This window comes from Kitasatospora sp. NPDC034023 (assembly GCF_055575795.1).
Window position 1 is genome coordinate 17,634 of record NZ_JBVIRY010000064.1, and the last position, 10,613, is coordinate 28,246.

A 10,613-nucleotide genomic window follows, 5' to 3' on the forward strand; every position below is an offset into this window, starting at 1 on the left:
TGCAAGCCCGCCATTGGGCGGAAGCGCGACCCTCCTCGCGTCGCATTTTGTAGGAGCTCTGGAAGCGGCCTAATTAATGGCTTCAGGGGCCCCACCGGAAGTGTTCCGGTGGGGCCCCTGAAGCGTCTGACGGCAGTAGTTGACGGCAACGTCAGCGGACGGGTGCTGCACAAAGTGGCGGGTCGTCGCCGTCGTCGGGGGCAGAGACGGTCTCAGAGGGCTTGCTGAGGGTGCGGCCGAGGAGGTCGATGGCGTCGCGCTGGAGACGAAGGCGGACGTGGGCGTACACGGTGGCGGTGACGCCGATGTGGGCGTGGCCGAGGAGTTCCTTGATGACGACGAGTTCGACGCCCTGCTCCAAAAGGAGGGTCGCGGTCGAGTGCCGCAGGTCGTGGAACCGGATCGCCCGGAGGCGAGAGCGGCGAAGCAGCACCTTGAAGTGACGGGTGAGGGTGGCGGGTTCGATCGGGTGGCCATCGGGTCGGGTGAAGACATGGCCGCTGTCCCTCCAGTTCGCTCCCGCGCTCTGCTTCTCCTGGGCCTGCTGGGTGCGGTGAGCGCGCAGCGAGGTGAGGCAGGCTGCCGGGAGAGCTATGCGGCGTTCGGAGCTGATGGTCTTGGTTGGCAGGGTGGTCAGGCCGGTGGAGCGGGTGCGTTGGAGGGTACGGCGAATGGTGGCGGTGCCACTGTTGAAGTCGAGGTCTTCCCAGCGCAGGCCAAGGAGCTCGCCCTTGCGTAGGCCGGTGCGCAGCGCGAGCTCGAACAGCGCATGAAGGCGGTGGCTCTGTGCAGCTGCGATGAACTGCCGGGCCTCGTCGGCAGTGAGGGGTTCGAAGCGGCGGGGCCGGGGGGTACCGGTGCGGACGTTGCGGGCGACGTTGCGCGCGATCTCCTCCTCTCGGACGGCGTGTTCCAGGGCGGACTTGAGCACGGAGTGGATGTAAGCCAGCGTCAGCGGCGAAAGGTGCTTGCGGCAGCACCTGCCGATAGCGCAGCAGCGCGGCTGGCGGCCGGCCCGGGCATCGGGCTTCCGGCGGGCGTCGATGCCGCGTGCGCAGCACTGGCAGACGGTCCGCAGCCCGTTCAGCCAGCTCCGGATGTCCTTGGCGGCGAGCTTCGCGAGCTTCTTCTTGCCGAGGCCGGGGATGAGGTACTGGGTGACGCAGGCGGTGTAGCGGGTGTGGGTGGTCTCGCGGAGCTGGTGGACAGCGACGTTCTCCAGCCAGTACGTCAGATAGGCGGCCAGGCTGCCCTGGGCAGTGACGACGGGGACGCCGCGGTTGCTCGCCGCGATCTTCTCGGTGAGCTTGGCGAGGGCGTCCTTGCGGGTGGCGCCGTAGACGCTGACGCGCTTGCTGGTGTTGCCGGGGGCTAGGACGTATCCGGCGGCTTCCCAGCGGCCGTCCTTGCGCTGGTAGACGGTGCCGTCGCCGTTGGCGCGGACCCTGCGAGAGCTGGTGCTGGTGCTGGTGTCGGGGGTGGTCATCAGGCTGCCTGTTCGAGTTGGTGGTGGACGAGGGCGTACAGGGCGTGGGTGGGGATGCGGCGGGCGCGGCCGATGGTGATGGAGGCGAGCTGTCGGGTGCGGATGAGGTCGTAGACGGTGGAGCGGCTGATCTTCAGGCGCGCCATGACCTCGGGGACGGTCAGGAGCTCGGCGTCGGCGGTCACTCGGTCACCTCCACCGGGGCGCCGGTCAGCGGGTCGGCGGAGTGGCCGGTCCGGTCATCGGGGCGTTGCGCCTGCCGGGGGCGGGCTGCTTGCTTGGGTCGGGGCTTTGGTGCGGTGGCCAGGAGGTCAGCGAGGTGGGCGAGTTCGGGCAGGAGGCCGCTTCCGGTGTACTGCCAGTGCGAGATCACCAGGGTCGTGTCCGTGCCGACGCGCCGCCCGCTCTTTGTGCGCTGACCGGCGAGGTGACCGGAGTCGGGGTCGGTGCGACCGGCGGTCAGGTCAGCGCGGTCACTGCGGTCACTCTGCCGGTCAGTGGCCGACCGTCCCTCGCCAGCCCGCTCCTGGGCGTCATCTTGACGGCTGCGCCAGGCGGTGCGTTCGGCTCGGAGGTGGGTCAGGGTGGTGGAGTAGCGGCGGGTGCGGGTGGAGAAGTGGCCTCGGAAGCCGAGCATGTGGGCCCACTGGCGCAGGCGGAGGTGGGTGTGCTGGGGCTGAGCTCCGAGGTGCCAGGCGGTGTGGATCATGCGGCGGGCGTGGTCGGTGAGGTCGTGCTGGGCGAGTTCGGCCAGGAAGCGCAGTCGGCGGTCGAGGGTGCCGGTGGTGGTCTCGGCGCCCTTGGTGGCGTACTTGGCGATGTAGGCGGCGACGTGCCGGTCGGTGACGGGGGCGTCGCCGGTGAAGTCGGTACTGCGGATCGCGCGGACGTCGATCTGCCGCCCGAACTGGAACACCGTGGACTCCGACGGCTGCATCCCGTCGGTCTCCCCGGACGCGGAGCGGTGCCGGTGCCGGACGCGGGCCCGCTTCGCGGCGGCGCGGACGGCGTGGTCGAGGAGCGCGGTGGTGGCCCAGGCAGGCGGGGCGCTTGCGGGGCCGGTGGGTCCGTCGATGCGGATGACGGTGTGGAAGTGGATCTGGCCGCGCTTCTGGTATTCGGCGACCTTGGCGTACGACAAGGTCGCGTGGTGGCGCAGGGCGCGCTGCGTCAGACCAGCCGCATGCGCGATCTCGCGGCGCAGGTGGGTGGTGAAGCGGGCCCACAGGGCGGGGGCGTGGGCGTTCCACAGCACCGCGCCGGTGTAGTCGTACCGCTGCGGGTTCAGCGGGGTGCCGAGGAGCGGGTCGCCGTCGTCGTGCCAAGTGCCGCAGAGGCACGGGGATGCGCCGGGCTGGTTGTGGACGGGGCCGAAGCCGGGGGCGGTGAGGGTCGCGAAGACGCGCGGGTGAATGGAGACGCTGGTCGGAACGGTCTTGCCGCCGCGCAGCCCGGCGGCGATGAGCTGGTAGGTGTCGTAGCGGTAGACGTTCGAGCAGGCAGGGCAGCGGGTGGCGCGGCGGTTGCCGCAGCGCATCAGGAGTTCGCCGGCGGGCAGGCGGCGGGTGTCCAGGTGGTCCAGGATCTGGCCGGTGGCGGCATCGAGGCGGGTGCGATGTCCGCTCATCCGGATCGGGCGGGCGCATCCGCCCAGCGAGCCGATCTGCCGGGCCAGGGGCGCGAGGTATCCGGCGGCGGCGAGCTTGGCCAGCCTGGCCGTCAGCCGCGCCCGGCGTTCCAACGCCGAGTTCCTGTTCGCGGATATGTCGGCCCTCCCGGCGTGCGTCGATGCGGCGAACGGCCCGTTCGTGGAAGCGGACGTCGTTGCGCGGGAGGGGAGTTGGAGCTGTGCGGGCATGGGGACAGACCTCCGGCAGGAGTCGGGAGAAGAGGAGAGGTGACTGAGGGGCGACCCGAGTGGTCGGCGCGCGAGGGAACCGTGCGCGTGGGTGGTGGGCCGGGGGCGTCTGACCTGGTCAGCGATGGTGATCACCAGCGGTGCGTGAAGGTAGCATCGCTTCAAGCGCGCATTCAAGTGCATCCCTCCTCATCTATTTCGGTGGGCGGTTGGGATGCGGGTACTGTGGCCCTGTTTTCCGGTTTGGACGGGCCGGGTTTCGGTGGTAGTGGCGCAGAGAGGGCGGGGTGACCTGCGGTGACGGTGGGGCGGCGGGGGCGTAGACCGGCGGGCGGCACGGTGCTGCTGACGTTCGAGGTCATCGCCGAGGCCCTGCGGGAGCGGATCCGCTCCGGTGGGCTGAAGCCGGGGGATGCGCTGCCGACGCAGGCCGTGTTGATGGCGGAGTACGGGGCGTCCAGCCTGTCCGTGCAGAAGGCCATGGCCCTGCTGAAGCAGGACGGCTACGCGATCTCCCGGCCCGGCAAGGGAGCCTTCGTCGCCCACCCCGACGCTGACGCCGACGGTGACTCAGGTGACGGGGAGGCCGGGAACACGCCCGTCGGCGGGACGGCGGCGCGCGTCGAGGCACTGGAGCTGGCACTGGCCGAGGCGCTTGATCAGCTCACCGCCCTGCGTGCCCGCGTCGAAGCCCTTGAAGCGGGCGGCACCGAGCGAGGCCGCTGACCCGCAGGCCCCGTACGGCCTGGGGCTGGAGCCGTGCGTCCAGATTTTCTCTACGAGGTTCAAGGCGGGCTCCGCCCGTTGGAGCTGGCCCGACGTCGCCGACCGACCCAGACCGGACCAGCACCCGAGGCCCTCGCGGATGTCAGAGGTCAGTCGCGTCGTGGGCGGGTTCGACCGGTACCCGATGGGAGCAAGTTGTGGGCCAAGGACTCCTTACCCGCGACGCGGAGCAAGGTGTCGCCCACGACCTCCTACGGCCGGTCGTTCGAGATGGCCGGCCAGGGGTCCGACCATCAACCACGAATTCCACCGCCGGGCCCACCGCCGACGCCGACCGGTGTTCGCCCCCGGCGGGAAGCGAAGCTCCCGCTGCCCGCCGCCGATCGGTTCCCGGCCCGGCCCGCGCGCTGTGAGACTAGCCACCGGCCCGACCGGCGGGCTGCCGGGAGCTCGGACTCATCGGATTGGTCTAGACCCTTGACGGCAGCGGTGACGGCAACGACCACGCACAACCCCGGCCATACCCGTACCCCGGCGAAACCACCGAACACCGATTGACCTGCAAAAACGCAGGTGGAGAGGGGTCGCATAGCACACGTACTATGTAGTTGCGAGCGAGACTCCAGTTCTTGCCCATAACGCCAACTATAAGTGCGTTGTCGAGAACCAAGGCGGTCGATTCGGTGACATGGATCCCGGAACTCCTGGCGATGGACTCACGCCTCACCATATGCCCCAGGATGGGCTTGGCTTCATGCCCAGGGATGAGGGTGGGGCGGTTGTCATGAAGCACGCAGACCATCTATTGACGCGGACCTACGGGACTAAGGGCAGGATCACGAAGGCGGCAGAAGCCGGGCTCTCTTTCCGGCAGGCCTTGGCGCGTGATCTCTGGGACATGCGGCGAATTGGTCAGCAAAAATATGGAGACCCCAGCTATTTCAATTCTGGAATCAGCGCCATGCTGGACTACTACTATGAAAATCGAGTGCTGAAGCAATTGCACGACTGATTGCCTCAAGCCCCATTGCGGCCACCTTTGTACTTTTGGGTGGCCGCAATGGCTTCACTAATTCACGTCAGGTTCGGCGCTGCAGCTGAGATTTCACCTGACGTTGACTGAGTCGAGGAGCTACAGTGCCAGTTCGCCCCGAAGTGGAAGCACTTGTCCAGGTTGGCCAATTTCCCTCCGAGGATGCCACTCTGGAGGCAATCGAAACGACTCAGATGCTGCTTGAGCGCATCGATGGTCCTATCACCGATGAGGAGGCCCAGGCGCTGTCGAAACTGTTTGGTCAAGATAACTGCTTTGGACTCTCTTGGACACTTCTTCATTTGATTGAAACCGCTCCGGGGGCAAAGATTGCTAAGTATGAATCAGGATCGCAGAACCCCTGGGTCGACTTGCTGAATTTGAGAGTCTCTGCGGGGGGCTCGTAATTTATTGACTGAGGCCGGCTTTTGTTTTGGCATTCCCTCAACAATTGCTAGCGAATTATCAAATGAAGCTATTCCGGGATGTGACCCATGGGGATGTTCCCCAACATTCAGCCCGATCGTCTATAAGTCTGATGAAGGTGTTGGGTTCTGGCCCCGCTGCGTGAGCGGTGAGGCCAGACTCGTTTCGTGGCGATGGGGGAATGGGCTGGGGAACTGGTCGGGCCGGATGTGTGGGAGACCTGCCGGGAGTGGTGTGAGTTCTCGGTCTACGGAACAGGCTGCTTCTGGCTGTGGCGTGTGTCGTATCTGTTGAGCGAGAATTCGGACGAAGGGCTGTGATGGCTCTGACCTGCTGGTCTGTGAGCCTTGATGCGTGCGATGGGGTTCTTCATCGCCCTGACCTGCTGTTTGACAGCAGAGTGGGAATCGCTGACATGTCGTGAGAATCCCATAGGGATTCGCGGTGTTTTCGCAGGTCAGGGGCCTGCCGGGAGAGCATGGGTGCTGGTCCTGGGCTCTGGTTCTCGCTTTGCGTTCGGCGGTGCCCCGTCTGTCGGTCACCCGTCCGAAGCCGCGGCGGGCGGTGTGTGCCGGCGGGCGTCTTCGCGCCGGGCACGCCTGTCTACTTTCCGATGTCCGCCCCGGGGCTGTGGCTGTCGGCACCGTGCTCGGACGCGGCCTGCGGATCTGGGGCCGGGGCGCTCTGGTAGGCGTCGTTCCAGCCGACATGGGTGGCCGCGAGTAGTTCCAGGGTGATGTCCTCGGTCCCGTCCTCGATGGCGGCGACGGCCGTCTCGCAGGCCCCGGCCAAGAAGGCCGCGGCGAAGGAGGCGGCCCCCGCGAAGAAGGCCGCAGCGCAGAAGACCTCCGGCAGCGCGCGGCCGCGCACTGCGGCGAAGAAGTCTGCCGCGACCCGGAGCACCGGGCCGGTGCGGACCGGCGCCGGGCCGGCCACCGAGAGGAGCGAGACGGCTGCGCCCGTGCCCGGGCGGCGAGCGACCGGTGCCACCTCCGTGAGCGTGCTGGGCGTGCTGGCCGGTGCTCAGGGGCCGCTGCGTGCCCGGGAGGTGATCGCCCGGCTGGGGATCGAGGAGTCGGCGGACAACGTGAACGCGGTGCGCACCATGCTGGAGCGCCTGGTCAAGGCCGGCCGGGCGCAGCGCCCGGGTCGTGGCCTGTACGTGCAACTGGACGGTTGACCCGCGGGCCCGACCGGCGGCCGGTTCGCGAACCTGTCCCATTTCACCGTCGGCCGGTCGAGCGACATCGCCGGGTGCGGCACCCGGACTGTCGTGTCGTCGCCGTCCCGGTCTGAGATGCCGGAAGGCCGCCACGTGTGGGTGGCGGCCTCCTGTGCCTTCTCGGGGCCTCGGCAGCCTACCGCCGCCCCCGGACATCGCCGGGGGCGGACCCGTGACCGGCCGGGCTCAGGCGGCCGGCTGCTCCTCGACGGGGTCGTCGATGTGGTGTCGGTGTGACGGCCGCCGCCCCGGCCCGCCAGGCCTTCGTGTGTGGGTGACCTGCGCTCGCCGTCGGACCCACTACCGCGGCAGGCAGGGATCGCCGAGCGTCGGCTTTCTCCGCTCGCCCTCGGGGGTGAGGGTCAACGATCCGCGGAACGAGCCGCCCCCGAAACGCACTGCGAGGAGCAACGGTTGTGCATGATCGGGTGGCCACGGTTCGGCCCCCGGTTCGCTGCCGTTCCACAGGTGGAAGACCACCATCGGCTGCTGCGGATCCTCCGGAAGGTACCCGAGCGTCTTCCCGTACAGAGGATTGCTCCCTCCGAACAGCACAGAGGGAGGACCGAACTCCGCCGTCACATCAGCCCAGGTGCGGTCAACCGTGGCCCACCCTCGGACTCGGCGTTTGAGGGCCTCGTACTCCTCACCAGTGAGAACCCGATCGGGCTTGAGCCAGCCGCGTTGGTGCGCGAACTCACCGTATACCGAGGCGACTTCGCAGCAGTCGACCTGCGCGGGGAAGACATCCTGGAAGGCCCCGCTGGGGCCGATGGGGGTCCAGAGCCCCTGCTCTTCCCAACTCTGCTTCAGCTGGTTCCATGCCTCGGGCTGGCGTTCGACGAACAGCACGTGGTCAATCAGGATCCGGAGAGCCACCTCGCCCCCGAACATCCCGGGCCGGCGTAGGGCGAGGTTGAGCTGATCAAGGAGGTGATCATAGATCTCTTGAGCAGCGGCAAGCTGAGTAGGAAGCGTCACGCACACAGTCTTGCGCATGATGATCACCACGGATCACGTGTTCCACTGATGAAGACGAGTGGATAAATCACAAGGTCAGAAGCTGTGTCAGATCCGTGGAATCAGAGGAGTATCAAGGCATGGACTACACGCCCTCCGATGGGTCCTGGCTCGTCGGCACGATCACCCGCGGGAAGCAAGCGCTCCCGCCCGAGGCCGATATCGCCAAGTACGTCGCCCGGCTGGAACGCGCCAAGCACACGATTGAATGCCGCGAACTGGGGCCGGACGCCGCTCGACTGCGTTTCGGGCTGTTCGCCGACCTTGGCGAGGGTCGCATGGTGATCCTGATCGACGCGGATCAGCTCCTTGCTCAGCACCCTCAGAATGCCTACCTTTACCAACTGGTCCGCGCAGTCCGGGAGAGAGGGCCCGCTGTGAACGTGGCCCTGGTGCCGCCGAGTCCGTGATCGCCGACGGGCGCCGCCGCTCTGCTGGGCTACTCGGAGCCGACGGCGACGCCCTGCCGGGCGCCTGGGCAGCATTCGCCCGCCCAAACCCCACGCAGAACCGGGCCAGGGCTCAGTCGACGTGACCGCCACGTCGGCCGGGGTCCAGGCGGCGCAGCCGCTCGACGGCGTCGTGTACGGTCCTGCGGGCCTGGACGGCCTGATCTTGGGCGGTGCGCGCGGCGAGCTCGGCGGCCCGCACGCGCTTCTCGGCCCGTGTGAGCTCCTTCTGGGCGCGGGCTTCGCGCTCTCGTGCTGCGGCGAGCGCGGTCCGGGCCTGCTCTGTTTCGTCCTTCGCCCGCTGCCGGTCCGACTCGGCGTCGCGCAGGGCCTGCTCGGCACCGGCGGCGCGTGCGGCGCCCTCCCGTTCACCCTGCTCGGCTTCGGCCACCCTCTGCACGGCCCGGTCCTGCTCGCGAAGACGCTGTCGCTCGGCCTCGACCTCGGCCTGGTCGGCGGGCTGCTCCTTCCCGCGGAGAGTCCTCTCGGGGCCAGGCGCCGCCCGGCGTTGCGCGGTCGGTCGGGCCCGGCCGACCGGCGCGCTGGTGCCTTGGCGGGCTTCGGCCGCGGCGGGGGCGTCCGGGTGCCCGGTCGCCGGTGCGCCGAGGGTGGCGCCGGGCCACACAGGCGGCTCCAGTGCGGTCGTGAGCCGGCCCTCGGCCAGGGCCCGGGCCGCGTCCGGGTCGGCGAGCGCGGCGTTGAGTGTGCGGTCCAGGTCGGCGATCGCGTCCGCACCGAGCGGGTGGCCGGCGGCCGTCGCGTCCTGCTCGGCTTGCCTGGTGAGGGCCCGTACCAGTTGGCGGCGCTGCTCGGCGAGGGCGCGCAGCTGTTCGCCGGAGAGGTACTCCTGGGCGTCGCGCAGGGCCTGTCCGAGGTCCAGCAGTTGCTGGACCAGGTCGCGGTGCCGGCGGGCGAGGAGGTTGGCGGCCCACGCGGCCTGGGTGGGGCGGCGCAGTGCGCGGATGTGCTTGGCGAGCTGCGGGTCGGTCTTCTTGAGGTTGTCGGCGTGCCTGTTGCGGGCGCCGACGAAGTCCTGCGGGGCGAGGGTGTAGAGCTCGCCGGCGATGGCGTCGAAGGGGGACGGCGTGCTGGCCACGTCTTCGGACTTTACGGCCGGGCCGGCGGCCGGGCTTGTCGGAGGGTGGCCTCGGCCGGTCTCGGAGGGCGGCTGATCGGGTGAGGCGTGCGCCGTCGGTGCGGGTGGCTCGTTGAAGGGGTGTGGCTGACGAGCGGGACCGGGGCCGGGGCCAGGCGCCGGTGGTGTGGGTGCTGGCGGTGCGCGAGGTGGGGGAGGGGCTGCCGTTCGCGGAGTTGATCGTGGAGGTCGGCGCCGGGCTCCATGCCGACCTGGTGGAGAGCGCGGTCGACAGCGGCTTCGTCGTCGCCTTGGGCGAGCCGCCGGGCACGAGTGGGGTCGTCGAGGTCGGTGGCGGTTTCATGAGGCGGCTGGTGCTGGTTGGGGGCCTGCGGGTGTGGGAGCCGCAGGTGCCGCTTGTGGTCTCGCCGGGGTGGCTGGCGGCGGCCGAAGAGCGGGGAGGCGTGGTGGTGCTGGTGGTGCCGCCAGGGACCTGGCCCGCCGACGTGCTGACCTGGCCCCAGCTGGATCGCGAGGCGGTCTTCGCCCGGAGGCTGGAGGACGCGTGGTCCGCCGGGCTGGTGCTGTTCGGGATGACCGCCGTCGAATCCGGCTGAGACTCCCTCGCCGAGAGGTCACGGTAGCTAATCGGGGATCATCTGTGGCGGTGGTCGTTGGGGGCGAGACGCGGTCCGAAGCGCGGGGCCCGTGCCCCGGCGGCGCGGATCAGCCGGCATACCCGGTGTCGCTGGCCGGCGTACGGTTCCAGGAGTTCGAGCATCTGCTCGTCGGTGCTGCGGGCGCGGCCGGTGAGCGCGTAGCCGACGTGGTTGGCGAGGTGGTAGTCGCCGACGGAGACGGCGTCCGGGTCGCCGTTGCTGCGCTGCAGGGTCTCGGCCGCGGTCCAGATGCCGATGCCGGGCACGGTCATGAGCCGCTCAAACGGCGCCGTCACCTGCGCGGTCACCAACGGCGCTGTCGGTACGGGGCGGCCGGGCGCCGTCGCCGCGCCGGCGTAGCCGCAGGTGCGCGGCGGGCTCGCACTGGCGCCGACGACACAAGGCCCGAGCCCGTACCAGCCACTACCAGTGGCAACAGGCCACCACGCAGGCATGAAAATCGCGGCCTACTCCGGTGGGTGACTATGCGGCGAGGTCCTGGCCGATCGCCCGCAGGACGTCGGCGAACCACACCAGGTGGTATCCCAGAGCACGATCTTCCTTAGCTTGACTCTGTCGGTGATCTTGGTCGCTGGGGTGTCAGCTGACGGCTCGCCAGGAGCGCAGGCGCGGGATGCTGTGCTGGTCGAGGTGGTCCT

The 10,613-nt window shown here is 69.1% G+C and carries 13 protein-coding genes; 6 read left to right on the plus strand and 7 right to left on the minus strand.

The features are described 5' to 3' along the window. Positions 1-151 precede the first annotated feature (151 nt). From ACZ52R_RS41225 to ACZ52R_RS41235, 3 genes are read right to left on the minus strand one after another with little or no spacing between them, the layout of a single operon-like run. Complete coding sequence (locus tag ACZ52R_RS41225; RefSeq protein WP_465755346.1) at positions 152-1,486, minus strand: tyrosine-type recombinase/integrase; 1,335 nt, start codon at positions 1,484-1,486, stop codon at positions 152-154. Then, on the minus strand, positions 1,486-1,671 hold the full coding sequence (locus tag ACZ52R_RS41230; protein ID WP_465755347.1) for a helix-turn-helix domain-containing protein: 186 nt from the start codon (positions 1,669-1,671) through the stop codon (positions 1,486-1,488). Before ACZ52R_RS41230 ends, ACZ52R_RS41225 begins: the two co-directional genes overlap by 1 nt. Beyond that, a complete protein-coding gene (locus ACZ52R_RS41235) occupies positions 1,668-3,113 on the minus strand; it encodes a replication initiator (RefSeq protein WP_465755358.1) in 1,446 nt (481 codons plus the stop codon). Before ACZ52R_RS41235 ends, ACZ52R_RS41230 begins: the two co-directional genes overlap by 4 nt. Positions 3,114-3,683: 570 nt before the next feature. Between ACZ52R_RS41235 and ACZ52R_RS41240 the strand changes: the two genes are divergently transcribed. The 3 genes from ACZ52R_RS41240 (at position 3,684) to ACZ52R_RS41250 (ending at position 5,510) form a co-directional block, all read left to right on the plus strand. After that, a complete protein-coding gene (locus ACZ52R_RS41240) occupies positions 3,684-4,070 on the plus strand; it encodes a winged helix-turn-helix domain-containing protein (RefSeq protein ID WP_465755348.1) in 387 nt (128 codons plus the stop codon). Between the two features lie 784 nt (positions 4,071-4,854). Continuing rightward, positions 4,855-5,082: a hypothetical protein gene (locus ACZ52R_RS41245; protein ID WP_465755349.1), complete on the plus strand. Its 228-nt coding sequence runs from the start codon at positions 4,855-4,857 to the stop codon at positions 5,080-5,082. 125 nt (positions 5,083-5,207) lie between these two features. Further along, positions 5,208-5,510 (plus strand): hypothetical protein, encoded by a 303-nt coding sequence (locus ACZ52R_RS41250; protein ID WP_465755350.1) that lies wholly within the window; start codon positions 5,208-5,210, stop codon positions 5,508-5,510. Positions 5,511-6,132: 622 nt separating this feature from the next. Here the strand turns inward: ACZ52R_RS41250 and ACZ52R_RS41255 are convergent. Further along, positions 6,133-6,519 (minus strand): hypothetical protein, encoded by a 387-nt coding sequence (locus tag ACZ52R_RS41255; protein WP_465755351.1) that lies wholly within the window; start codon positions 6,517-6,519, stop codon positions 6,133-6,135. Between the two features lie 4 nt (positions 6,520-6,523). Here ACZ52R_RS41255 and ACZ52R_RS41260 point away from each other — a divergent pair, with 4 nt between their 5' ends. Further along, positions 6,524-6,709: a type IV toxin-antitoxin system AbiEi family antitoxin domain-containing protein gene (locus ACZ52R_RS41260; protein WP_465755352.1), complete on the plus strand. Its 186-nt coding sequence runs from the start codon at positions 6,524-6,526 to the stop codon at positions 6,707-6,709. Positions 6,710-7,051: 342 nt separating this feature from the next. Here the strand turns inward: ACZ52R_RS41260 and ACZ52R_RS41265 are convergent, their stop codons facing one another. Further along, a complete protein-coding gene (locus ACZ52R_RS41265; RefSeq protein ID WP_465755353.1) occupies positions 7,052-7,762 on the minus strand; it encodes a hypothetical protein in 711 nt (236 codons plus the stop codon). 89 nt (positions 7,763-7,851) lie between these two features. On the opposite strand from ACZ52R_RS41265, the gene ACZ52R_RS41270 reads away from it, so the two are divergent. After that, positions 7,852-8,181 carry a hypothetical protein gene (locus ACZ52R_RS41270; protein WP_465755354.1) on the plus strand — a complete coding sequence of 110 codons (330 nt, stop codon included), beginning with the start codon at positions 7,852-7,854 and terminating at the stop codon, positions 8,179-8,181. A gap of 112 nt (positions 8,182-8,293) precedes the next feature. Here ACZ52R_RS41270 and ACZ52R_RS41275 read toward each other — a convergent pair whose 3' ends face one another. Beyond that, entirely contained in the window at positions 8,294-9,316 is a 1,023-nt protein-coding gene (locus ACZ52R_RS41275; RefSeq protein WP_465755355.1) for a hypothetical protein, read from the minus strand. 122 nt (positions 9,317-9,438) lie between these two features. Between ACZ52R_RS41275 and ACZ52R_RS41280 the strand changes: the two genes are divergently transcribed. Beyond that, positions 9,439-9,912, plus strand: coding sequence for a hypothetical protein (locus ACZ52R_RS41280; RefSeq protein ID WP_465755356.1), 474 nt, complete (start codon positions 9,439-9,441; stop codon positions 9,910-9,912). A gap of 38 nt (positions 9,913-9,950) precedes the next feature. Here the strand turns inward: ACZ52R_RS41280 and ACZ52R_RS41285 are convergent, their stop codons facing one another. Continuing rightward, entirely contained in the window at positions 9,951-10,262 is a 312-nt protein-coding gene (locus ACZ52R_RS41285) for a hypothetical protein (protein ID WP_465755357.1), read from the minus strand. Positions 10,263-10,613: the final 351 nt, after the last annotated feature.